Annotated in this window: 21 protein-coding genes and 1 other RNA gene; 8 read left to right on the top strand and 14 right to left on the bottom strand. The window is 44.7% G+C overall.

The annotated features are described in order from the left end of the window. Window positions 1-80 precede the first annotated feature (80 nt). Together pepP and BGK61_RS05345 are read right to left on the bottom strand one after the other, a co-directional pair. The gene (gene pepP / locus BGK61_RS05340) at window positions 81-1,400 is read right to left on the bottom strand and encodes a Xaa-Pro aminopeptidase (protein ID WP_076011302.1); all 1,320 of its coding nucleotides are present in this window, start codon (window positions 1,398-1,400) and stop codon (window positions 81-83) included. 74 nt (window positions 1,401-1,474) lie between these two features. Continuing rightward, on the bottom strand, window positions 1,475-2,041 hold the full coding sequence (locus tag BGK61_RS05345; RefSeq protein WP_076011303.1) for a UPF0149 family protein: 567 nt from the start codon (window positions 2,039-2,041) through the stop codon (window positions 1,475-1,477). Between the two features lie 595 nt (window positions 2,042-2,636). Here BGK61_RS05345 and ssrS point away from each other — a divergent pair. From ssrS to serA, 7 genes are all read left to right on the top strand, one after another. Beyond that, window positions 2,637-2,819: non-coding RNA, 6S RNA (gene ssrS, locus BGK61_RS05355), on the top strand. Between the two features lie 21 nt (window positions 2,820-2,840). After that, window positions 2,841-3,737 carry a ribokinase gene (locus BGK61_RS05360; RefSeq protein WP_014999235.1) on the top strand — a complete coding sequence of 299 codons (897 nt, stop codon included), beginning with the start codon at window positions 2,841-2,843 and terminating at the stop codon, window positions 3,735-3,737. Window positions 3,738-3,759: 22 nt separating this feature from the next. Then, the gene (locus tag BGK61_RS05365) at window positions 3,760-4,701 is read left to right on the top strand and encodes a nucleoside hydrolase (protein ID WP_076011305.1); all 942 of its coding nucleotides are present in this window, start codon (window positions 3,760-3,762) and stop codon (window positions 4,699-4,701) included. Window positions 4,702-4,767: 66 nt separating this feature from the next. After that, the gene (locus BGK61_RS19790) at window positions 4,768-6,396 is read left to right on the top strand and encodes an ATP-binding protein (protein WP_076011306.1); all 1,629 of its coding nucleotides are present in this window, start codon (window positions 4,768-4,770) and stop codon (window positions 6,394-6,396) included. A 113-nt stretch (window positions 6,397-6,509) separates the two neighbouring features. Further along, complete coding sequence (locus BGK61_RS05375; protein ID WP_234349454.1) at window positions 6,510-7,292, top strand: 5-formyltetrahydrofolate cyclo-ligase; 783 nt, start codon at window positions 6,510-6,512, stop codon at window positions 7,290-7,292. A 93-nt stretch (window positions 7,293-7,385) separates the two neighbouring features. After that, window positions 7,386-8,042 carry a ribose-5-phosphate isomerase RpiA gene (gene rpiA / locus BGK61_RS05380; RefSeq protein WP_014999239.1) on the top strand — a complete coding sequence of 219 codons (657 nt, stop codon included), beginning with the start codon at window positions 7,386-7,388 and terminating at the stop codon, window positions 8,040-8,042. Window positions 8,043-8,509: 467 nt separating this feature from the next. Further along, window positions 8,510-9,739, top strand: a complete 1,230-nt coding sequence (gene serA / locus BGK61_RS05385; RefSeq protein ID WP_014977209.1) for a phosphoglycerate dehydrogenase — start codon at window positions 8,510-8,512, stop codon at window positions 9,737-9,739. A 158-nt stretch (window positions 9,740-9,897) separates the two neighbouring features. Here the strand turns inward: serA and BGK61_RS05390 are convergent, their stop codons facing one another. From BGK61_RS05390 to BGK61_RS05420, 7 genes are all read right to left on the bottom strand, one after another. Next, window positions 9,898-10,656, bottom strand: a complete 759-nt coding sequence (locus tag BGK61_RS05390; RefSeq protein ID WP_076011307.1) for a DUF481 domain-containing protein — start codon at window positions 10,654-10,656, stop codon at window positions 9,898-9,900. A 216-nt stretch (window positions 10,657-10,872) separates the two neighbouring features. After that, a complete protein-coding gene (locus BGK61_RS05395; protein ID WP_076011308.1) occupies window positions 10,873-11,676 on the bottom strand; it encodes a DUF481 domain-containing protein in 804 nt (267 codons plus the stop codon). Between the two features lie 133 nt (window positions 11,677-11,809). Next, complete coding sequence (locus BGK61_RS05400; protein ID WP_076011309.1) at window positions 11,810-12,634, bottom strand: HDOD domain-containing protein; 825 nt, start codon at window positions 12,632-12,634, stop codon at window positions 11,810-11,812. A 43-nt stretch (window positions 12,635-12,677) separates the two neighbouring features. Continuing rightward, the gene (locus BGK61_RS05405; RefSeq protein WP_044557038.1) at window positions 12,678-12,968 is read right to left on the bottom strand and encodes a DUF1289 domain-containing protein; all 291 of its coding nucleotides are present in this window, start codon (window positions 12,966-12,968) and stop codon (window positions 12,678-12,680) included. A gap of 273 nt (window positions 12,969-13,241) precedes the next feature. Beyond that, window positions 13,242-13,952, bottom strand: coding sequence for an SIMPL domain-containing protein (locus BGK61_RS05410; protein WP_014999244.1), 711 nt, complete (start codon window positions 13,950-13,952; stop codon window positions 13,242-13,244). A gap of 175 nt (window positions 13,953-14,127) precedes the next feature. Then, entirely contained in the window at window positions 14,128-17,250 is a 3,123-nt protein-coding gene (locus BGK61_RS05415) for an efflux RND transporter permease subunit (protein ID WP_014999245.1), read from the bottom strand. After that, the gene (locus tag BGK61_RS05420; protein WP_014999246.1) at window positions 17,250-18,527 is read right to left on the bottom strand and encodes an efflux RND transporter periplasmic adaptor subunit; all 1,278 of its coding nucleotides are present in this window, start codon (window positions 18,525-18,527) and stop codon (window positions 17,250-17,252) included. The genes BGK61_RS05415 and BGK61_RS05420 overlap by 1 nt, the downstream gene beginning before the upstream one ends. Before the next feature lie 153 nt (window positions 18,528-18,680). Here BGK61_RS05420 and BGK61_RS05425 point away from each other — a divergent pair, with 153 nt between their 5' ends. Then, complete coding sequence (locus BGK61_RS05425) at window positions 18,681-19,751, top strand: LysR family transcriptional regulator (protein WP_076011310.1); 1,071 nt, start codon at window positions 18,681-18,683, stop codon at window positions 19,749-19,751. 99 nt (window positions 19,752-19,850) lie between these two features. On the opposite strand, the gene BGK61_RS05430 is transcribed toward BGK61_RS05425, so the two are convergent. The 5 genes from BGK61_RS05430 to aceF form a co-directional block, all read right to left on the bottom strand. After that, window positions 19,851-20,837, bottom strand: a complete 987-nt coding sequence (locus BGK61_RS05430; RefSeq protein WP_076011311.1) for a hypothetical protein — start codon at window positions 20,835-20,837, stop codon at window positions 19,851-19,853. 158 nt (window positions 20,838-20,995) lie between these two features. Continuing rightward, window positions 20,996-21,166, bottom strand: coding sequence for a dihydrolipoamide dehydrogenase (locus tag BGK61_RS05435; protein WP_076011312.1), 171 nt, complete (start codon window positions 21,164-21,166; stop codon window positions 20,996-20,998). 15 nt (window positions 21,167-21,181) lie between these two features. Next, the gene (locus BGK61_RS19585) at window positions 21,182-21,358 is read right to left on the bottom strand and encodes a hypothetical protein (RefSeq protein ID WP_167369494.1); all 177 of its coding nucleotides are present in this window, start codon (window positions 21,356-21,358) and stop codon (window positions 21,182-21,184) included. Window positions 21,359-21,501: 143 nt separating this feature from the next. Next, window positions 21,502-22,923 (bottom strand): dihydrolipoyl dehydrogenase, encoded by a 1,422-nt coding sequence (gene lpdA / locus BGK61_RS05440; protein ID WP_014999248.1) that lies wholly within the window; start codon window positions 22,921-22,923, stop codon window positions 21,502-21,504. Between the two features lie 132 nt (window positions 22,924-23,055). Continuing rightward, window positions 23,056-25,071, bottom strand: coding sequence for a pyruvate dehydrogenase complex dihydrolipoyllysine-residue acetyltransferase (gene aceF / locus BGK61_RS05445; RefSeq protein ID WP_076011313.1), 2,016 nt, complete (start codon window positions 25,069-25,071; stop codon window positions 23,056-23,058). Window positions 25,072-25,087 lie beyond the last annotated feature (16 nt).

The following is a 25,087-nucleotide window of genomic DNA, read 5'->3' on the forward strand; positions in this document are numbered from 1 at the left end:
TAATTTTCTAGCGTGCATTTTCCCGAAAGGGCTTATTTCGCTTTTGTCACGATATTGCAAACTAAGGCAATCTTTAACAATTACGCTTTACTTTCAGCCATTAGCGCTTCAATTGCATCGATATCTTTTGGCACATCCGCGGTAAGGATATCTACACCTGTCGCGGTAATCACAACATCATCTTCGATGCGTACGCCAATACCTTTATATTTTTCAGGTGCATCGCTGTCGTGGCCAATATAAACACCCGGCTCAACAGTAATAACCATACCCGGCTTTAACGGGCGGTCCTCACCGTCAATTTTGTAGTTGCCTACATCGTGCACATCTAGCCCTAAAAAGTGCCCCAAACCGTGCATGTAAAACTCTCGCCATGTCTCATTTTCAAGGTTCTCCGCCACACTACCTTCAAGTACGCCAAGGTCAACTAAACCCTGGGTAATAATTTCCACGCTATGTAGCATAGCTTCAGAAAGCGTAACCCCTGGCGCTAACATGTCTAACACGCTTTTTTGTGCTTTTAATACAACGCTGTAAATCTCGCGCTGTGCATGTGTGAACTTCCCATTTGCTGGGAATGTTCGTGTAATATCAGCAGCATAGCCTTGATATTCTGCGCCAGCATCGATCAAGATCAAATCACCGTCATTTACCTGCGCGTTATTTTGTGTGTAATGCAAAATACAAGCATTTTCGCCACTTCCTACAATGGTACTGTAGGCAGGCGAACGGGCCCCCGCCATGGCGAACTCGTGATGAATTTCAGCTTCTAACTGATACTCGTAACATCCTGGAGCAGCAAACTGCATAGCCCGCTTGTGTGCACGGGCACTTATCTCACCCGCAGCTTTCATCACAGCCACTTCACACGCCGATTTGAACAAGCGCATTTCATGCAACATAGGTTGTAGGTCATGCACCGCTCGGGGCGCTAGTGATTCCTTAGGGGCATCGCGCAAGGTATTTAAGGCTTCAGTAAACAGCCGATCGTGGCTCTTATTGTGGCCTAATGAAAAGTACACATTGTCTTGACCTTGAATTGACGCTAATAGCGCTTCTTCAAGTTCTTGTAGTTCAAATGCTTCATCTAAGCTAAACCGAGCGAGCGCTGCTTCAGCTCCTAAGCGTTTACCGTGCCAAATTTCTGCACTCTTGTCTTTCTCTTGTACCACCATCGCACGATAGCTTTCACCGTAGCGAGGGTGATTAGACAAAATCAGCCACGCGTTTGGTTCTTCAAACCCTGTCAGATACCAAAAATCACTGTCTTGCCTAAACGTATATTCGGTATCGCGGCTGCGGGTTACCATGCTTGCGGCAGGGACAATACACACACTGTTCGGCTTGCATTGTGCAAGCAGTCGGTCTTGCCTAGCGATAAACTCTTGCGCACTAATCATATAAGAGAAAACCCTAAAAAATCTCGTTGAAACAAATGGCGACTTGCTGCCACTGTATTCGCTTTAGCTTGTTATTAGTGTACGGATGGCGTGTCTTGTTGATCATCTAGAAGTGATTGACCAAGCTCACTAAAGCATAAAATTGCCGAGATTTTTACGTACTCTTCAACTTCCAACAACGCTTTTTCTGACTCTTCATCTGCGTCCATCGGCTCTTCCATACGTGAAATATCCGAAAAATCTTCAAGCGCTTCTTTTACGTCTTCTGAGCATTGCATCAGGTCTTGCTGGTGTAAGCCAAATCCAAGCATGAACCCCTGCACCCAGTTAATGAGTGCCGCGCCGCGATCGTTGATAGGCGCTTGGTCGTCAGGGAGTAACAAAGTGAGCGCAAATTCTGGCTCAAGCAACTGCTGACAAATTTGATTGAAAAGCGTATTTAAAAGGTGCTGAGTTGAATCGCTAAACGCGTCGCCCTGATTAATAGTTTCGCTTAAGGCTTCAAGCCATTTTTGGTCGGTAAGCGACATGCCCCCACACAGCATTCCGCATAGAATGCCATGCACTTCTGCGGCGTCAACAATCACGCCTTGCTGAGAGAGTTTATTACTTACGCTATCGTAATCGAGCTGTTTATCCACGAATCGTTCTCTTTTGTTTTGAATAGTTTGAGATACAAGCGCCACTTTTACATAGCAGTATATTACTGTCTATTTTGGCGGTGACTTATGTCAATGTCATCTCTTGATGGAATTAATACTAGCAAAAATCAATGTGCAACGCTTCCTTTTGCCTTGCCTTTGCCCTAACTTTGAACAGACCAAAGACCGCTCTTCAAGCTATTGTAGTCATCAGTCGTACACACTTTGCACAGCTAGCGGTAAGCATTGATTACGCACTGCTCAAACAGTATCGAATTTTAGGTCATTCACCTAAATTCATTGCTGTATGGCTAGCAACATAGACAGATTTAATCTAAGATCGTTGATGTTGGATACGGAATTCCTCTCGCATCAGCGTTACGACATTCTTTCGCGTTTTAATAGTCAATTTACCTGATTGGTTGTTATTGAGCTTCTTTTATATGCGTGTATAATTGCTGACCAATTGGTCAAGAAAATAGTATTTTTTTACCGCTTTTATAATCACCACGCAAAATAGTTATAAAGCGCCTTAGCTGATCCTCTTCACTGGATCTCGCGTTTGTTATACCCTGTTGCGTTAATACAACAACAATGTTTCCTGGGATGTTTGCTAGTTCATTCATGTCCCTGGCCGATGCTTTAAACCAAGGAAGTTGAAACAGCTGCTATTGTGCAAGCTCGACGCGTATCGAGAAGCCTACGGCAATTGTGATACTTCCGCCCTGAACTTTTCGGTTCACGGGCGAAACATGGACAGCGGCATTCTGGGAAGCGCCCTCTTTCGACGGAAGAAGAAATGGCAATAATAAATTTTGGCTCTATAAATATTGACCACGTTTATCAGGTAGAACACTTTGTGCAACCTGGTGAGACGTTGGCCTCTACCCATTACCAAACCTTATTAGGTGGTAAGGGTGCAAACCAGTCTATTGCTTTAGCGCAAGCAGGTGCAGACGTACGACACGTCGGTAGCATTCACGAAAACGACGCATCATTCAAACAAGACCTTATCAAAAAAGGTGTTGATTGCCGCGGTGTGAAGTGTTCAGAAGTCCCTTCAGGCCACGCGATTATTCAAGTTACGCCAAGCGGTGAGAACGCCATTGTATTATTTGGTGGTGCTAACCAAACCATTACTGCGAAAACAGTAATGCAGGCGCTAGACGATACGCGTCCTTCAGACTGGGTATTAACTCAGAATGAAACCAGCAGCATTGAAGAAGTACTTCGCCAAGCGAAAGAAAAGCAGCTTAAAGTAGCCTTTAACCCAGCGCCTATGAGCGAGTCGGTTAAGCAACTTCCATTGGATTGTGTCGATTTACTTATTGTAAACGAAACAGAAGCTGCCGCGATTACCGGTAAAGAAGAACTTGAAGATATTGTGACAGTGTTCAAAGAGCAGTGGTCACACTGCGAAGTTATTATTACACTGGGTAAGGCTGGTGTAATGATGCTGCGCAAAAACGATGTTGTGGAAGTAAAAGCATTCTCTGTAGATGCGGTAGATACCACTGCAGCTGGTGACACCTTTATCGGTTATTTCCTGTCTGCATACAGCAACCACACCGATGCTAAGCAAGCATTGCGTCGCGGGTGTGCAGCTTCGGCCATTGCGGTAACACGCGAGGGCGCAGCACAGAGTATTCCAACACAAAAAGAAGTGGATCGTTTCTTAGCGAAACACGCCAACTAGCAAGACGCATTGAGATAAATTGATGGCACATAAGATCATATTAGATACGGATCCGGGGATTGATGATGCAATGGCGATCTTTTTCGCTTTCCAATCTCCAGATATTGAGGTACTCGGCTTAACTACCGTTTACGGTAACGTTCCAGTAACAATGGCTGCGCAAAACGCACTGACACTTTGTGAAATTGCAGGTAAAGATATCCCTGTAACCAAAGGTGTAGGTATGCCATGGGTTGGCCCTGAGTCAACGTACGCACACTTCGTACACGGTGAGCATGGCTTTGGCCATATTAAGCCTGAAGCGCCTAAAACCGAGCTTGACCCACGCAGCTCTGCGCAGTTTATCGTTGATATGGCGCGTAAATATCCTGGTGAAATCACCATTGTTGCTATTGGCCCATTGGGTAACCTGGCACTTGCACTTCGTCTTGAGCCAGAACTGCCTAAGTTGGTGAAAGGCGTTAGCATTATGGGTGGTGCGGCGTTTGTACCAGGTAACGTTACGCCGGTAGCTGAAGCAAACATTTGGAATGATGCGCACGCGGCGGAAATCGTGTTTGCGGCAGACTGGGAACTGACCATGTTTGGTTTGGACGTAACAAACTTCACGCCGTTCTCGCCAGCCTTTGTTGAAATGCTTGAAGAGAAAAACAATACCCTTGGTGGTTTTGTGAAAGAAAGCGCCCAGTTCTACATGGATTTCTACTCGCAAAACCGTGAAGATCGCGTGTGTTTCTTCCACGATGCATTCCCGATTGCCCACCTTCGCCACCCTGAGCTATTTGAACTGACTGAAGGTCACGTTCGCGTTGGAACAGGGACACTAGATAGAGGGCAAACTGTAGTTGCGCCTAAAGGTACAACACCGAGTCCACTATGGAATGAAGCAAATACCATAAAGGTAGCGACTAAAGTTGACCACAAAAAGCTGGAACAACTATTCATAGACACCTACGCTCTATGATATGTTTAAGGGATTGTTAATAAACAATCCCTTTTTTATTTACAGCTAGGTTTAAACTCAACGGTTATGAAAGCGGCGCCCCTCCCTCAAAATGAAGATGAACGTCTTGCCGAACTACTCAGCTACGACGTACTCGATACTGAAGCTGAACAACTCTTTGATGACCTTACAGCCCTGGCCTCTCAAATTTGTGAAACCCCTATTGCGCTTATCAGCCTCATTGATCCAAACCGCCAATGGTTTAAATCACGGGTAGGTTTAGACGCAGAAGAAACATCACGAGACATCGCGTTTTGCTCACACGCTATTTTGCAAAGCGATGTGTTTGAAATACCTAACGCTACGTTAGACCCCCGGTTTCACGATAACCCGCTGGTGACTGGCGCGCCTGATATTCGGTTTTATGCCGGCGCACCACTGATTACCCCGTCTGGTCATGCAATTGGCACGCTGTGCGCCATTGATAGCAAACCACGCAAGCTAACCGAAACACAAAAAGCCTCGCTCCAAACCTTAAGTAAATCGGTAGTAGCACATTTAGAGTTAAAGCGGAAAAACCGAGAGCTTGAGCGCACCAGTCAATTCAAGTCTGACTTTCTTTCTTACGTAAGCCACGAAATTAGAACGCCGCTTAATGCCATAAATACGTTTAGTCAGTTGCTTGAAGGCGAAGCCCAAAAGTTAAATTTGCCCTCGTCATTTACCACCCCGCTTTCTCATGTAAGCCAAAGCGGTGAAAGGCTTTTAGAAATAGTAAATTCTGTTTTAGATATAAAGCAGATAGAAGCGGGGAAAATGCGTGTGATGCCACGTGCGGTGAATACCAAAGACTTTTTCACCCACTTATTTTCGCTTACTAAGATCCGCGCTGAAGACAGCGGTATCGTATTTAGCACCAGTATTGATGGCGCTGTGCCCGACTCGTTGTTTTTCGATGACACCAAATTTGGTCAAATTGCGCTTAATTTGCTGTCGAATGCGATTAAGTTCACTAGTCACGGCAAGTCAGTAAAAGCGCAGGTAAAATACAAAAGTGGCAAAGTAATATTTAATGTCATTGATCAAGGCATTGGTATGAGCGATGACGATCAAAAGCGGCTTTTTACACCTTTCGAGCGAATGGAAAATGCCCGTCAGATAAGTGGAACCGGCTTAGGCTTGAATATATCAAAGCGCCTTGTCGAGCTCATGGACGGGTCTATTAAAGTTAGTAGCAAGTTGAATCACGGTACCCGAATAAGTGTGACCTTACCTGCCGACGCCCTAAGCGCAAACCAGTTCGTTGAGGCACAACCGCGTAGCTTTGTTGCCCAAGTAAACATAGATAACTCAGTAAATGTATTGGTAGTTGAAGACCACCATATAAACCAAGTGGTTATTCAAACCTTGTTCGAAAAACTGGGCGTGTCGCTTTCTGTGGTAAGCACTGGCGAGGAAGGCGTTGAATACGCCAAGTCTAATCCCGTCGACTTAGTACTTATGGATCTTAATTTGCCAGGTATTCAAGGCGATGAAGCAACAGTAAAAATAAAGGGGTTTAAGCCAAACTTGCCTATTGTTGCATTGACGGCCGATGTCATTACCCAGCCTGAATATTTGCGAGAACAAGGTCTTGATGACGTACTCACTAAACCGATAGATAGTAGTGAATTGGTGCGTGTGCTTAATCACTACTTAGGGCAAAAAGACCGCTGAGCGCTTTTGGCAACCATAGCGACGGAGCAGTTTTGGGCAGGTCTATAAAGCCTTAGCTTCCAAGCGTGATAGTATAGGTCATTATGTTTTTAGGCTAGGAGCACACTTTCGCTATGTCATCTCCATACTCCAATCGCGATGCGACCACTCCAATAGCATCTAGCAAAACTACGATGACAGAGATAACTTCAGCATCGGCGGTATCTCAAAAAGCTTTTTCGAGCTCGTTGCCAAGGGCTTCTCAAATCAGCAGGGTGGCAAGCGTATCACAGCACACAATGCAGGCCCGCTCGCTTCTTCGAAAGCAGCTTCGTGAAGCACGTCGTGCGTTAACCCAAGAACAACATGAAGAAGCGGCTAAGCGCATTGCTGTTCAACTAAGTGCTCTGCCCTTTTTCGATAATAGCGCTACCATTGCGGGATATTTAGTTAACGATGGCGAAGTGAATTTAAAATACGCCATTGAAACTGTTTGGCAGTCTTCACAAAACAAAAAGTTCGCTTTACCTGTATTACACCCGGTGTGCAAAGGCCACCTGCTGTTTTTAACCTACGATACGCATTCTCCTTTGGTTAAAAACAAGTACAACATTGAAGAGCCTGTTTTGTCGTGTGAAAACGTTGTTCCCGTTACGCATTGTGATGTAATTCTTATGCCGCTTGTAGGGTTTGACGTAAACGGAAACCGCTTGGGCATGGGCGGAGGTTATTACGACCGCACGCTCAGTTTTACAAAACGAGCTTTTGACCACTATTCGTCTTTAACTAAACAAGCGCCTAAGTTGGTGGGCATTGCGCACGACATTCAAGAAGTCGATTCGCTTCCTGTCGCGCCATGGGATGTGCCCCTTGATGCCATCGTGACGCCATCTCGCATACTGCAGTTTACGAAATAGTAATAATCAGTATAACAAATTGAACATATGAACTTGTGGGTTCACGTGCGCTTATAAGTTACACTTCAAAACAAAATAAGTCGGAGAGTGACCATGGATCAGAACGCAAAAAAACAGGCCGTAGCTAAAGCAGCCATCGAATATGTTGAAGCAGACAGCATTGTCGGTGTAGGTACAGGCTCTACCGTAAACTTCTTCATTGAAGAACTCGGTAAAATTAAGCACAAAATTGAAGGTGCGGTTTCTAGCTCAGAAGCTTCCACCGAGCGCTTAAAAGCCCTTGGCATTGAAGTATTCGAGTTAAATGAGGTAAGCAATCTATCGGTTTATATCGATGGGGCTGATGAAGTAACCGAACACAAGCATATGATCAAAGGCGGAGGTGCAGCACTCACCCGTGAGAAAATTGTGGCCGGTGCCGCGACCACGTTTGTGTGTATTGTAGATGAGAGCAAACGGGTACCTGTATTAGGCTCGTTCCCACTTCCAGTAGAAGTTATTCCCATGGCTCGCTCTTTTGTAGCTCGCGAGCTAGTAAAACTTGGTGGCGACCCAGAGTACCGACAAGGTGTTGTGACAGATAACGGCAACGTTATTTTAGATGTTCATAACCTTGAGATACTCAACCCTCGTGAACTTGAGCAAAAAATCAATAATATTCCAGGTGTGGTGACTAACGGTATTTTCGCTCTGCGAGGGGCTGATATTGTGCTGAGTGCCACAAACAATGGGGTTGAAACCTTTAAGTGATTATTGAGCGCAAACCACAGCGCAGTAGTATTTTTATCGGTTTTTAGACAGCGCGCTTGTGTAAGCTTCATTAGTTGAAAGCATTTGCCCTAGCGCGTGCATGATAGAAATCGCGTCTGTTTTTCGTGATATTCCGAAACGGTGAAAAGCTATACAAAATACTACTTTCAACTTAAAGCATTTTCTGTTAATTTCCGTTTAGACGTCTAGATGTCCTTTCTTATAAGAGCGCTAGACATCTGAATATTACGTTAGTTGAGGCGCGGTTACTCAGTAACAAAAGCAATCAACGTGATTATAAAAAGCTTGGTAGCAGTTATGCTAAGCCAAGGCTTTCAGGGCAATGCTGCGATGTAATTGCAGCGCTGGGGGTAGCGTCTTGGCGTGTTTATTACCCATAGGTTCGTGTGAGTCTTAGCCTGGCAACGCCAGCAAACCAAATTACATCAGTGAGAGATAGCGAGTTCATGAGCAAAGTTTCATTAGAGAAGGATAAGATCCGAATTTTGTTGTTGGAAGGTGTTCACCAAAGTGCTTTGGAAACACTAAAGAGCAATGGGTATAGCAATATTGAATTTCTTAAAACTTCTCTTCCTGAAGACGAGTTAATTGAGAAGATTAAAGACGCCCACTTTGTTGGTATTCGCTCGCGCACACAAATTACAGAGAAAGTGGTTGAAGCAGCGCAAAAGCTCGTGGCCATTGGTTGTTTCTGTATTGGTACCAACCAAGTAGATCTTGAAGCCACACAACGTCGCGGCATTCCCGTGTTTAATGCACCATTTTCAAATACTCGTTCGGTTGCGGAACTTGTACTTGGCCAAATTATTCTTCTTCTTCGCCAAGTACCAAGCAAGAACGCCAAGGCTCATCGTGGCGAATGGGAAAAGACCGCGGTAGGTTCTTACGAAGCACGTGGAAAAACGCTTGGTATCATCGGTTACGGCCACATTGGAACACAGCTTAGTATTCTTGCTGAGCACTTGGGTATGCGTGTTCAATTTTTTGATATTGAAGACAAGCTTGTACTAGGTAACTCAGCGCAAGTAAAGTCGCTAGAAAAGCTACTTAATACATCTGATGTAGTTTCACTTCACGTTCCTGAAACCCCACAAACTCAAGATATGATTGGTGAAAAAGAACTGTCTCAAATGAAAAAAGGCAGCATTCTTATCAATGCATCTCGTGGTACTGTGGTTGACATTGATGCTCTTGCTAAGGCATTGGAAAGCGGCCATCTTAACGGCGCTGCCATTGATGTATTCCCAGTTGAGCCTAAGTCGAATACTGAAGAATTTGAGTCTCCGCTTCGCGCATTTGACAATGTAATTCTTACCCCGCACGTAGGTGGTAGCACGCAAGAAGCACAAGAAAACATTGGAATTGAAGTGGCAGGCAAATTGGCAAAGTACAGCGATAATGGCTCTACACTCTCAGCGGTTAACTTCCCTGAAGTATCACTGCCAGAGCACACTGGCCGTTCGCGCTTACTTCATGTACACAAAAACCAGCCTGGTATTCTTACGCAAATTAACCAAGCGTTTGCAGAAAAAGGCATCAACATTGAAGCTCAGTACCTACAAACTAACGCTGAAATTGGTTATGTGGTGGTAGATGTTAAAGAAGACCGCGGTTATGAAGCGCTAGCAGAACTTCAGCAAATTGATGGTACGATTAAAACGCGTATTCTTCACTAAGATTAGTGCGTTAGGCCAAAACAAAAAAACGCTGCACAATGTGCAGCGTTTTTTTTATACGTGAACTCAGCTCACCGTTTTTACTCTAAAGTTTAATTTACAGTAAAACAGTGAAGCGCTTCCCCCAACCTTCTGCTGGGCAAGCGCTCTTTCAGGGCTTAGAAGAAGTTATAAACTAAGCTTACCGCAGTTTCTGTGTCTAACTTCTCAACGTCTTCATCAACATTGGTGTTGTGGTCAAGTTTGAAAGAAAGACGCATAGAAAGGTTACCGCTAATCGTAGCAGTTAGGGCTGATTCAGCACGTGATTTCGTGTTATCAGAACCCACTTCCGTACTCACGGTTTGGGTAAATTTAGCAGTATCAGAAATTTTCCAAGAGTAAGCTGAAGATGCACGAACAATTACGCTATCTAGGTTTTCGCCGTCTTGGGTTTCAATGAACGAGTAACCAGGACCAATTGAGTATTCAAGAGTATGGCGCTTGTTTTCAAGCACTTTCTGGTTCCAACCAGCAGCAATAGTAGATTGGTAATTAAAGTTGCTAAAACGGTCGTCTTCATAAGAAGCGAAGCCGAATAAACGGTTATCAGGATTTTCTAGCTTGTAGTTACCTTGCGCTGAGCCAAAGAACTTCTGGGCTGAAGTAAACTCAAAGTCTTCTTGTTGACCTGCCTCATTCTCTTGTTGAACCGTTTCCTCTTTGTATAGTCCTTTTAGAACGTAATCGTTGCTCCATTTCTCTAGTTCCTGGTGAGCCTGAATACCCACACTGATGGAAGTCGTTTCAGTGTTACCTGACGTTGAGATAAATCCAAGTTCACCTTCCATTGTAAAAGGTTTAACTTCGTCATCTTGAGCAAAAACGGCAGGTGAAAGAGTAATTGCAACTAAAGATACAAGCACTTGCTTTTTCATTGAACAATCCTATTGATTATCGGTCCATTTGCTGTACTCGATACCCTTTGAACAGCAGGGCGGTACAACACGATTTTTTAAAAAAGAGATCTGCTAGATAGTGCCGCTGGATTGCGAACACTAAGAACAATGCTGCGCAGTGTACATTTTCAAACCTCTCAGTCAATGCGAACGCGGTAAAAACACAAGGATTACCCGTTAAATTACACTAATTAACTAAAAAAATTGATAGACCAGCGCGACGGAGGTTTCTGTACTTAATGCAGCGACATCTTCTGCGGTGTCGGTTTCATGATTGAGTATGAAAGACAATTTCATGGCCAACGATCCAAAAACGTTGGCTGAAAGCGAAGTTTCAGAACGTGATTTCGTATTTTCCTCACCCGCTTCCGTGCTAACAAACTGCCTGAGCTTAGCCCCTGAGCTCCAGCGGTATTTGTACTCGGCAGATGCACGCACAATGATACCGTCATTCACTACACTTTCGTTGTCTTCTTCGGCCTCGATAAAACTGTAGCCAGGTCCAATGCTGTAACGAAATTCACTGTCTTCATTTCGCCAAAGGCGCTGAGACCAGCCGGCTGCGAGCGAGGCGCGGTGATCATACCCGGTAAATTGATCATCTTCATAATCGCCGTACATAAAAAGGCGACGACCGGGAGTAAGAAGCTTATAGTCAAATTGCGCACTGGTAAAAAAGCGCTGAGCACTGACATCACGCTCTGTAGTAGGAGTACCGCTCTCTTTGTAGAGCAATTCTGCAAAGTAGACACTGCTCCAATTTTCCGTCTCATGATCAGAGTTGACCGCAGCTTTGACGCTAGCTGCTGACGTATTGCCTGTGTTGACCAGAATACCGAGTTCCCCATCAAGGGTAAAACGTGGAATTTCGTCATCGGTGTCGGGTGTGAAGTCAGCATGATAAAGGGTCTGAATAAGGTCCCTTGCACTTGCGGGCGCACACACGCAACAGCAAACAATGCCAACAACAAAGCTTGGCCGGAAGATTTTTTTGAACATAATCTGATTTACGTTTAGCGTTATGGTTTTTAGATTACGTCTTAGTACGACGCTTGTTATACCAATCCTCTGGATGAGCTTTACTACATCTTGCTAATTATCAGTAAAGTGACGGAAATGTTGCACCGAAAGCTCAGTGAATAAGCGACACAATTTTTGCCGTTTCTTGTTCGGCGTACTCAATTGAATTGCTTATCACTTCCATGTCGAGACTTACTGTATTGGCTATCTCAGGGGTAAAAAGTTCAATGTCCGCATAACATTCTTTATCCAACTGACTGACGGTTATGCGACTAGCCAGAGATAACACACAAATATCTATGTCAGACTTGTGCTTAGCGTCATCATTCATGAACATTACCGGATAGTACAACCCAATAGGTAAGTGCCAATTTTCGAGTATGATACCGCTGCAATGCGCAAACGTAAAACCGAATTGCCCCAACTGGTTGATATGTGGCAATTCCTTTTTATCTAAGGCCAAATAAGCTTGGTAGCGCTTAGGTTCACGTTTTGCCACCACTAATTCACTTAAGTTTTGCAGTATGCCCATTACAAAGAAGCGTTCTGCTCCACGAACATTGAGTCGCATCGCAAGGCTTTTTGCGACCATGCCGCAATACACAGACGCATACCAATGCCTATCTAAACTTATCAATTTAGTATCGAAGCGTTTAAATGCCGTACTGGCCGTTTCGGCAATAACCAAATTGTACAAAGCTTCTCCGCCGATCACACTGATGGCTTTGGAAACTGATTCTACTTGCGACGGGAAACGGAATAGCGAACTATTGGCAAGCCTTAGAACCTTCGCGGTAAGGGAAGGATCTGCACTTATAAGTTCACCAATGTCTTCTGCACTGGAACGGGGATCGTCTAACGTTGAACGTAAGCGCACACAAATATCGGGTAACGTGAATGATTTCGCGGCATACGAAACATACTTATCTAACGACATCTAAAAACTCTCAGTCTATTCTTTTTATCAAACTTAAGGCCGCTCATTCTGAACTTGAAGGGTCGTCAAACAACATATATTGTCCGTTTGCTTCACCCAGCTCCTTTTGCTCTTGCTTACGAGCGCGCATAAGCACTGCTTTTTTACGCCGAGCACATGCACTAATAATTTTGCGCTTTGTTGCGTCGTCAACCTTAAGCCAGTACAAACGCTCATCACGACTTCGATAACACCCCTTACAGAAGCCTCTTGGTCCGGACTCACACACACCAATACAAGGGCTAGGAATTTCGAAAAATTCCAACTGTTGGGATTGTGATTTTTGTTCCGTCATGTCTATGGCATAACCTGTAAAAGGTGAAACGAATACCATGCACTGTGACTTTTCAGGCAAGCAGCAGTGGCCACGCTTTAGCTTTATCCATATAAATTAAAACGCATGTTCTAATATCTAACCACTAGACATTAGCAGTAAAGCATTTCGATTACTTAAGCCTGACTGCCTAAGCACTGAGCAAATACGACTAGCAGGCTCACATAATTAACTCATAGCATAGCACGAAATAGGACATGTTGACCGTTAGACCCTACCCTATAGCCTGTTAAACTAATCAATTAACGTATATTCAATGGTGGAAACCACACGCACTTTCTTAATATGCGGATGATGACTGTCGCGACTTGAAATACTAAACTGCCCTTGGTTAGCACGCTTAATCTTGCCTAAGGTACTTTTCGAATCTTTAGCAAACTTTTCCGCAACCTCACGTGCGTTTAACGTAGCCTCTTCTATCATTTCAGGTTTTACGTCATTTAAGCGCGTGAACACGTAGTCAGGCTGCGCGCGATAGCTTTGGTCTGATAATACAATACCGGTTTTAATCAGCTCGCCTATTTGCTGCATAAGCTCTCGCACTTTTTCAACATCGTCTGAAAATACTGTAACGGTTTGAATAGCGCTGTAGCGAAATGGCGCTTTTTCGCTACTTCCATATTGCTGTGCTAGTTTATCGTTGATTTCAGGCTTACCTATCGTAATACTTTCAGCAGTTATCCCTTTTTCTTCTAGGAATTTAGCCACATTTAGGCTGTTTTTCTCAATGTGCTCGTACAGCTGAGGTAAATCGTTGCCCGCGTCTACAAATTGAATAGGCCAAATAACCTGATCTGCGATGTACTCTCGCTCCGACAGCCCTTTTACGGTGACTACCCTATCCCATGTTTGCATATCGTTCATGGCAGAAGATACCTGAACGCCAAATAAAGACACCGCAATGACCATGCCCAACGCCATCACTATTGCCGCACCTACCTTCATTTTAATCTCCATTTTATCTGTTGTGCTTTCACGTAACTTTTAGGATATAAGCGAATATAAGCTTTACAGCTACGTAAAACGAGAAGAATGCTGACCAATGGTGGCAAAAAAAGGCCACTCATATGAGTGGCCTAAAGAGCCCCTTAAGAGGGCAACGCTTGGGTAGACGGGAGAGTTAACCTTTACGCTGTATGAGGTAATAAAATACCGGGGTTAAGATAAGTCCAAACACAGTGACACCAATCATGCCTGAGAATACCGCTACTCCCATAGCTTGACGCATTTCTGCACCCGCTCCTGTAGAGATAACCATAGGCAACACACCCATAATGAATGCAATTGACGTCATTAAGATTGGGCGAAGACGTAGGCGGCTTGCTTCTTTGATTGCTGAAAGTGCATCCATGCCACTGTCTTGCAACTCTTTGGCGAATTCAACAATAAGAATGGCGTTCTTCGTAGCTAGGCCAACCAACACGATCAACCCGATTTGGGTGAAGATATTGTTGTCGCCACCGTAAATTTGTACACCGATAAGCGCGCTCAATAAGGTCATTGGAACAATCAATATAATCGCCAGCGGCAAGCGTAGGCTCTCATATTGCGCAGCCAAGACTAAGAACACCAAAAGCACTACGAGAGGAAACACAAACGCAGAGGCGTTACCGGCCAATATTTGTTGGTAAGTCAATTCTGTCCATTCGTAGGTCATTCCTAACGGCAAGGTTTCAGCCAGGATTTCTTCGATAGCCGCTTTCGCTTGATCTGATGAATAACCAGGCGCAGGAGCACCGTTAATTTCTGCGGTAACGTAGCCATTGTAGTGCATTACACGGTCTGGGCCGGCGCTATGTTGAACGTCTAGAAAAGAACCTAGTGGAATCATTTCTCCTTGGCTATTTCTAATTTTAAACTGGGTAATATCGCCTATTTCTTGACGGTATTGCGCGTCTGCCTGCACGTTTACTTGGTAGGTACGACCAAATAAATTGAAGTCGTTGACATATAACGAACCCAAGTAGGCTTGTAATGTGGTGAATAACGTATCGATATTCACGCCTTGGCTTACTGCCTTTTCACGATCTACGTCCACATCAAGTTGTGGCACCGCGACGGTAAAACTAGTGAATGAGCCGGTTAGCGCTGGGTGTGCCCACGCTTTACCTATCACTTCTTGCGTTACACGCTCAAGCTCTTCAAAACCTAGGTTCCCTCTATCTTCCACTTGCAGACGGAAGCCTCCTATTGTGCCTAAGCCCATCACCGGTGGAGGTGGAAAAATAGCCACGTAAGCGCCTTTAATCGAGCCGAACTGCTGATTTAGTTTGGCTGCAATGGCGCCAGCGGATAATTCTGGTGACTGTCTCTCATCAAACGGCTTAAGCGGTGTAAATAAAATTCCAGAACTAGGGCTATTGGTAAAACCATTGATATTTAGGCCCGGGAAAGCAACGGCATCTGACACGCCAGGGTGCTCCATGGCAATACGAGACATTTCCCTGATCACTTCTTCTGTTCTGTCTAAACTTGCTGCGTTAGGAAGCTGCGCGAAAGCAACCAAGTATTGTTTGTCTTGGCCTGGCACATAACCTGTGGGTGTGGTGGCGAATTGATTGTAGGTGAGTGCAATCAGGCCAGCATACAACACCAATACAATTCCGCTTTTACGGATTAACCCGCCCACTGCACCTGTATAACGCTTTGAACCACGTTCAAACACACGGTTAAATGGCTTAAATACAAAGCGACCGAACACTTTATCCATACCACGAGTTAGCCAGTCGTTGGCTTTTCCATGAGGCTTCAATAGCAAAGCTGATAAAGCAGGGCTTAACGTAAGTGAGTTAATCGCTGATATAACTGTTGAAATAGTGATAGTAAGCGCAAACTGCTTATAGAACTGCCCGGTCAAACCACTCATAAATGCGGTAGGAATGAAAACCGCTGCCAATACTAACGTGGTGGCAATAATAGGCCCAGTCACTTCTTTCATTGCCTGAACAGTAGCATCAAAAGGCGACTTACCTTCGGCAATATTTCTCTCGACATTTTCAACCACAACAATGGCGTCATCTACGACGATGCCAATAGCCAGTACTAAACCAAATAGCGACAACGCGTTAAGTGAAAAACCCATTAACTGCATGAACGCGAACGTACCTACCAGTGATATGGGTACTGCTACTAAGGGAATAATAGAAGCTCGCCAAGTTTGAAGAAATAACACCACTACAAGAACAACAAGTAATATCGCTTCAAAAAGTGTATTCACTACAGCTTCAATTGAGCCCCTTACAAATACCGTAGGATCGTAAACAATGTCATATTCCAAGCCGTCAGGAAACGCCTTAGAAAGCTCCGCCATGCGCGCACGCACATCGTCAGATATTTGAATTGCATTAGAGCCTGGCGCTTGAAAGATTGGAATTGCCGCTGCTGGGTTATTGTTTAAAAGCGAGCGAAGCGCGTAATTATCAGCCCCAAGCTCAATACGCGCGACATCTTTTAGGCGCGTTATTTCACCATTTTCGCCCGACTTAACGATAATATTTTCAAATTCGGTTTCGTCTTTTAAACGACCGCGTACGTTAATAAGTAGCTGAAATTCACTCGTACCTGTGGGCTGAGCACCCAGACTTCCCGCTGCAGCCTGTTGGTTTTGATCGGCGATAGCAGCGGCGACATCCCCCGGATTTAGTTGAAGCGCAGCTAATTTGTTAGGGTCTAGCCAAACGCGCATGCTGAATTCACCTGCACCGAATAAGCGCACTTGCCCTACTCCATTAATTCGGGCTAGTTCATCTTTAACAAACTGGTCGGCATAGTTTGAAAGGTAAAGCATGTCATAGCGTTTATCCGGCGATGTTAAATGCACTACCATGGTTAAATCTGGCGAAGATTTTTCAGTAACCACACCTAATCGCTGTACTTCCTGAGGCAAACGCGGTGTTGCGCGATTTACGCGGTTTTGAACCAGCGTAGTCGCTTCGTCAGGATCAGTACCAATACCAAAGGTAATGGTTAACGTCATACGGCCATCACTGGTTGCCTGTGATGACATGTACAACATATTTTCAACCCCGTTAATTTCTTGCTCTAGCGGTGTTGCAACCGTTTCAGCTATTACTTCAGGGTTTGCACCAGGATAACTTGCCGTAACCACCACAGTAGGCGGTACCACTTCTGGGTACTCTGTAATAGGCAGTTGCCAAACTGCAATGGCACCACCTATAAAAATAAGTAGGGACAGCACGCCCGCGAAAATCGGGCGGCTAATGAAAAATTGCGAAATATTCATTACTTAAGACCTGCTGTCGCTGTACCTGCGGTAAATGAACCACCAGATAGAACATCTTCGACTTGAGACATGTTTTGCGTTACTTGGGTTGCGGTATCAACGCGCGACTGCCAGCTTGATAAATTAGCAAGTGCATCTTCATCACCCATAGGTACTTCGTTAGGAGCAACCTGGGCGCCAGGGCGTACACGCTGTAAGCCATCAACCACAATGGTGTCGTTAGCATTCAGGCCACTTGTGATAATGCGCATGCTACCCACTTTGTCACCTAGTTTAACTGCACGGTATTCCACTTTACTGTCGTCGTTCACAACCAGAACAAACTTGTTGTTAAGATCTGTGCCTATGGCTTTTTCTTTGATAAGAATACCCTGTTCATCGGTATCGCCTGCCAGTTTCAAATGCGCAAACAAGCCTGGAATTAGCCTGCCTTCTTCGTTGTTGAATACGGCACGAACACGCAAAGTACCTGTACTGGCATTCACTTGGTTGTCGATGAAGTCAATTTGACCCCAGTGGTTGTAATCAGATTCATTTGCCAACCGCATAGCTACAGGTTGATCGCTAACTGCACTTGATGCATTTGCCTTGTCAGTTAAGTAGTTAAGGTAAGTTTGCTCATCAATATCGAAATACGCATACAAACGGTCGGTCGATACAATACGAGTTAACTCGGTTTGACCAGCGGTAACAAAGTTACCTTCTGTGATATTAGCGCGAGAAATACGCCCTGAAATTGGAGCTTCAACACGAGCAAACCCGCGATTTAAGCGCGCAACGTCAAGCGCTGCCTGAGTTTGGCTTAGGCTGGCTAATGCCTGATTCTTCTCGGCTAAGCGTGCATCAAGCACCTCTTCGGACACGGCTTGAGTTTTACGCAATTTAAAAGCACGGTTGTAGTTTTGCTCAGCCAGTTGCACTCGGCTTTTCGCCTCTTCAAGCTGCGCTGTTAACCTGTCGACTTCTGCTTTGAAAGTACGGTTATCTATCAAGAATAAGGTTTGCCCTTGTTCAACATATTCGCCTTCATCAAATGCAACAAAGTCTATATAACCCGACACCCGTGGGCGAAGCGCAACAATTTGCGGAGACTCTAGGCGACCTGTAAAATTATCCCATTCGGTTAAACGTTGAGACACCACCGTAGCCACATCCACAGGCACTCCAGCATTTGCATTCGCGCTCATCGATTGACTTGGATCCTGCTCATCATCACCACACGCAGCGACTAGCGCAGTTAGGCTTACTATTGCCAATAAACGGGTAAAAGTTTTCATTGCAAGATTCTCTTAAAAATTAAACTAAAGTTTGATGAAGCGCATTATGCACACCATCCAACAATAAAAATAATTATCTTTTTATATGCAACACATCACATGATGTTATATATTGAGGATCGGGCTGAACGACAACAGACAGCGGAGAGAACCATGCGTCCACACGATTTGAATCTATTAATGATTTTTGATGCCATCATGACTGAAGGGGCAATTACCCGTGCAGCTGACAGGCTGTCAATGACACAGCCGGCGGTCTCTAACGCACTTTCTCGTATGCGCACCGCTTGGAACGATGAGCTTTTTGTAAAAGACGGGCGTGGTATTCAACCTACCTCCTTCGCTAAAAATTTGTGGAGTCAGATTCAAGGCCCGTTAGGCGAGCTAGAAGTCGCCGTTAACCCTACAGACTTCAATCCGGCAACGGCTAAACGCACCTTTCGTATTGCAGCGACTGACAGCATTGTTTCCATGGTGTGGGGGCCGCTTCGAAAAGTTATCGAGAACGAAGCGCCAGGTATTAATATCCATGCTATTCCTAATTACGACATGGAAACCGATAAAATACTCAAAGATGCTGAAGCAGAGCTCACTTTCTCTAAATATCAGGAGCCTGGCTCGGTTATTCGCGCTGAACATGTTCTCGACCCAAGCTGGGTTGTCGTAATGCGCCCCGATCATCCTTTAGCAAAATCTCAATTGACCTTAGAAGACTTTGTTGCTGCAGACCACCTTCTAGTGTCGGTGACCGGGGATGTGACTGGTCCGACAGATCAGGTACTGGCGAATTTGGGCCTTAAACGCCGCGTGGCAATGTCTGTAAATCAGTTTTACAACGCTACGCCGCTACTTAAAGACAGTAACTTAATCTGTGTTGCGCCGTCTTTAGTGATGGAAAAAGAGATTTTTTCGGGTGAACTGGCTGTGTTTGAAACACCGATAGAGATTGTAAGCTCACCTTTGTCTGTCATGTGGCATAAGCGTCAAGACCAAGACGCGGGCTTGCAGTGGCTTAGAGGACTGGTAGTTAAATTTATTCGCGAACGAGTACAACGCCATGAAATGCTGCTCTCTCAATGCTGCAGAAAAGCATACTGTGCGGAAACGGTTAAGCGCTTTATGGACCAGCGAGATATGGGCTGTGAGGAATTTTCGCCCGCGCATTTACAAACTCCGAGTAATGATGAAGAAGCAAAAATCATAGCAGGAAAAGAAACAGCATAATCGAATAGCTTTAGCACCGAAAAGTCTATCTCAATGCTAACTATCAAGAAATAATACAAACGCTGTCGATAGACAGCGTTTGTATTGTAAGGTTTGACTTTATTTTCTGAGTTTGAAACGACGCGTCAGTGCTAACAAGCAAAGCCCAAATAAACCTATTGAAGACGGCGTAGGCACAGTTGTTGAATCGTCATCATCCGGTAGGTCTATAGTTGCCAAAGAACCAGCCATTACGTAGGCATAGTCAACAGATACTTGTTCTCCAGCCAACAAATCACCTAAGCTAAAGGCGATGCCTATTCCATTATCACCGGTTGAACTATCGCCCAAGTTTCCACCAGCAAGATAGGTAAGAGGGTCAAAAACGCTACAGCAAGCACCTACAATACCTGTATTTTGCGTGAACGAGGTATTTGCAAACAAGCCAAGAGGAGTACCACTTACAGAGCCGAGAGAGCCGACAAAGTTTTCAACAGCAACATCGCCAGAATCAAGCGCGTCACCATCACCGTTGTTGTCGATGCCACGTTGATTGTTAGTCGCTGACGTTCCGTGCGCCCTTGAATCAGGATCTGGGTCAATTGCACGAGCGAACAACAGGTCGGTAATATCAACAAGCGCTTCAATCGTAGTTTTGATATTCACTCGTTCTTCATCATCGTTAAAGAAAAAGTCGTGTACGATATTGATTACGCTATTAGTACCACTCCAACGAACGTGATTATCAAAAGAAGAGCCGGGAGTCATGTCCGTAAGCGAGACGAGAGAAAAATCATCACCACTTGTAACATCACCAGAAGCTGAGTTGCTATTACCTAGTAACCCAGAAGAGCCGGTTACAGTATTGTAGCGAATACCAAAAGCTTCGTGGGGAGTGCCTGGCGCTAAGTAGTCAAAATTCGAATCAAAATTACCTAGCCCTGTACTATCATAAACAAGCCCAGGGTTGAAGCCGCGATTACCTAGGGTACCATCATTACTTACTTGAGTAAGAACATAATCTCCCGTCATGATTATATTCGCCGATGCGGTGCCGGTAAGGGTTAGAGCTAACCCTAAAGTGCTTGCTAACAAATTTTTTTTCATAATTTTACGTCCTTATTGTTTAAAATGACTACCTTGTTAAAAAATTGCTAACGAACAATTAGCACAAAGAACGCCAAAATTTCAATCCATTGAAAATAAAGAAAAAAAAATTTAGGAGAAATTAAAAATTTTGACAAGTGTAAGAAATCTGGACACCGTTACCTGTCTTTATCTAGTGAGCATCCAAGCGCGGCTAACCATGCAAGCGCTTCATTTTCAGAGTCACTGAAATAACATGCTAAGTTAGACGCTGCATATACGCGTTCAAACTGACTTTTGACCAAAGCGGGTATGTCTGCATCGCGAGTTACAAAAGCACAAGCTTGCACGAAAATCAAAAATCCTCAAGGCTGTTCACCTAAAGGTAAGGCGAGTTTTTTGACATCTTCATGATAGCGTTGAAAAAGCGCTTTTGTTACTACTCCCTTTCCATCTAGGCGAATAATGTTGCCTTTAAGTTCAGCGCTGTATTCCCCAAACTTCACCTGTACTTTTAATGGGGCTTTAATCTTTGTTGGCATCTATCACCACTTAATTTTTCTTGTGCCTAACATGCTTGTTCAGAATGGTATGGGTTTTGAAACACATCTGTTTGAAGTTAAAGTGTAATACAAAAAAACCCGCTTAAAAGCGGGTTTTTAAAGCAATTTTAGAAGAAGCTAGTTTACTTCTTTTTCTTCGCTTTTGGATTTGGTAGGTCAGTAATGCTTCCTTCGAAGATTTCAGACGCAAGACCAATTGATTCATTAAGCGTTGGGTGAGCATGGATAGTTAATGCTACGTCTTCAGCGTCAGCACCCATCTCAATAGCTAGGCCGATTTCGCCAAGCATCTCGCCGGCGTTTGTACCAACCATTGCACCACCGATAACGCGGCCCGTTTCTTTATCAAAGATCATCTTGGTCATACCGTTAGTTGCATCAGATGCAATTGCACGGCCTGAAGCAGCCCAAGGGAAGGTCGCTGTTTCGTAGCTTACGCCCTGCTCTTTCGCTTCTTTTTCAGTTAGACCAACCCAAGCAACTTCTGGCTCAGTGTACGCTACTGAAGGAATAGCACGTGGGTCGAAGTAGTGCTTCTGTCCAGCAATAACTTCTGCTGCAACGTGACCTTCGTGAACTGCTTTGTGCGCAAGCATTGGCTGACCTACAAGGTCACCGATTGCGAAGATGTGGTCAACGTTAGTACGCATTTGCTTATCAACATTGATGAAACCACGCTCGTCAACGTTAACACCAGCTGCTTCGGCGCCTACTAGCTTACCGTTTGGCTTACGACCAACAGCAACAAGTACTTTGTCGTAACGCACTGGCTCAGCAGGTGCATTCTTACCTTCAAATGTTACGTACAAGCCGTCGTCTTTTGCTTCAACCGCAGTCACTTTGGTTTCAAGCATAATGTTAAACTTGTCTTTGTAGTCTTTCATGAACACTTTCATGATGTCTTTATCAGCTGCAGGAATTAGCTGGTCTAAGAATTCAACTACATCGATTTTCGAGCCAAGCGCTTCGTATACAGTACCCATTTCTAGCCCGATGATACCACCGCCTAGAACTAGCATTTTCTCTGGAATATCTTTCATTTCCAGTGCGCCAGTTGAGTCGATTACACGGTCATCTTCTGGGATGAACGGTAGGCTTACTGGCTCAGAACCCGCAGCAATAATTGCTTTTTCGAAAGTAATAGTAGTAACGTCGTCACCATTTTTTACTTCTAGGGTGTTTGCGCCTGTGAATTTACCGAAGCCTTGTACATGCTTGGTTTTACGCATTTTAGACATACCGCTAAGGCCGTTTGTTAATTGCTTAACAACGCCGTCTTTGTATTCGCGGATTTTATCTAGATCGATGGTAGGCTCGCCAAACGATACACCGTGGCTAGCAAGGTGCTTCGCTTCTTTCATCACTTTAGCAACGTGAAGAAGGGCTTTTGAAGGGATACAGCCTACGTTAAGACAAACACCACCAAGCGTGTCGCGTGAGTCTACGATAACTGTTTCAATACCTAAGTCAGCCGCACGGAATGCTGCTGAATAACCGCCAGGGCCGCCGCCCAGTACCACCAATTGCGTTTTAATTTCGCTCATTGTGAACCTCAATCCTGTTCTTGTAGGGTTATGCTATTACTTTTGTGTAATAGCATAACCTAAATGCCACCAAATGGGCTTATAAAATCGTCGGAAATGTTACTGATATTGTAAACTTTTTCGACCTTTTATTTAAAGTATGATTCTGCGCAAGTCAGTTAGGTTTGCAGCAACCTCAGTAGAGAACCTTGCACCTACCGCACCATCGATCACTCGGTGGTCGTAAGACAGGCTTAGCGGCACCATTAAGCGCGGCTCAAACTCTTTACCATTCCACTTAGGCTTCATCTCAGACTTAGACACACCTAATATGGCGACTTCTGGAGCATTTACAATAGGCGTAAACGCCGTGCCGCCAATACCACCTAGGCTAGAGATGGTGAACGTACCACCCTGCATGTCGGCCGCTTTAAGCTTGCCTTCACGGGCTTTATTAGATGTTTCGATAAGTTCTTGAGACAACTGCTCAATACCTTTCTTATTCACGTCACGAATAACAGGTACAACAAGGCCTCCCGGTGTTTCAACCGCAATACCAATGTTGATAAATTTCTTAATGATTAAGCTCTCGCCATCATCAGACAGTGATGAGTTGAATACTTCGTATTTTTCAAGGGCTTTCGCTACCGCTTTCATTACGAATACCAAAGGCGTGATCTTAAGACCAGACTTAATTTTCGCGTGGTAAGCGTTTTGCTCTTTACGGAATTCTTCAACTTCTGTGATATCTGCTTCGTCGAACTGCGTAACGTGCGGGATAGTCGCCCAATTACGGTGTAAGAACGGACCAGAAATCTTCTGAATACGAGATAATGGCTGCTCTTCAATCTCGCCAAACTTGCTGTGATCAACAGGCTTAACCGGCACGATTTGAAGTACGTTGTCGCCCACAGGCGCACTGCCAGAAGCTGCTGCTGTGCGAGGTTTCGCAAGCTCAGCTTTCACATAGGCTTGAACGTCTTCTTTCAAGATACGGTTTTTAGGGCCAGAGCCGTTAACTTGAGTCAGGTCTACACCAAATTCACGAGCGATACGGCGTACCGAAGGAGAAGCATGTGCTTTACCTGTATTCTTGGCTTCTGGTGCTGGAGGCACAGGAGAACGGCCTTGTGAAGCTTCCTGCTGTGACTCTTGTTTAGTCTCTTCTTGCTTAGGCGCTTCAGCAGGCTTTTCAGCTGCACTTGAAGACGAGCCACCGCTGGTCTCTAGCTTAACAACCAAGGTGCCTTGCTTAACTTTGTCGCCCGTTTTGATAAAGACTTCTTTAATCGTACCTGCATGCGTTGAAGGCACATCCATGGTGGCTTTATCAGTTTCTAGCGTAATTAGACCGTCTTCTTTTTCAACGGTGTCGCCTACCGACACAAGCACGTCGATAACGTCAACTTCACCGTCTTCACCGATGTCAGGTACAGCAACTTCAATAGTTTCGCTACTTGCAGACGCGGCTGGCGCTGATTCTTGCTTTTCACTTTTCTGAGCAGCCGGAGCAGATGCTTCAGAAGACTTACTTGAGGCCGATTCACTTGAAGATGAGCCAGAGCCGGCAACTTCAAGTTTTATCACTACCGTGCCTTCTTTCACTTTATCACCAGTACTAATGAATACTTCTTTCACAGTACCTGCGTGTGTTGAAGGAACATCCATGGTCGCTTTATCGGTTTCAAGGGTAATTAGCCCATCTTCTTTTTCAATGGTGTCGCCCACTGAAACCAATACGTCGATTACGTCTACTTCGTCGTCAGAGCCAATATCTGGAACTGCAACTTCAATGACTTCGCTGCTGCCAGATGCAGCAGGTGCTGCGTCTGACTTGCTTTCTTCTTTTGGTGCTTCTTCTTGCTTAGGTGCATCTTCTTTAGAAGATTCATCTGAAGATGATGATTCAGCGGCGCTGCCACTATCTCCACCAGCAACTTTCATTTCACCAATCACATCGCCTTCTTTAATTTTATCGCCTACTGATACAGACAGGCTTACAATCTCACCTTCAAACGGTGCAGGGATGTCCATTGACGCTTTGTCACTTTCAACAGTAACAACGCCTTCATCTGCCTCAATGTTGTCGCCTACGGCAACACATAGCTCGATAACTTCAACTTCGTCACCGCCTACATCGGGTACGATAATCTTTTGAATATCTGACATATGTAAAATACCTTAT

This window comes from Alteromonas abrolhosensis, from assembly GCF_001953635.1.
In the GTDB taxonomy this organism is placed as follows: Bacteria; Pseudomonadota; Gammaproteobacteria; order Enterobacterales; family Alteromonadaceae; genus Alteromonas; species Alteromonas abrolhosensis.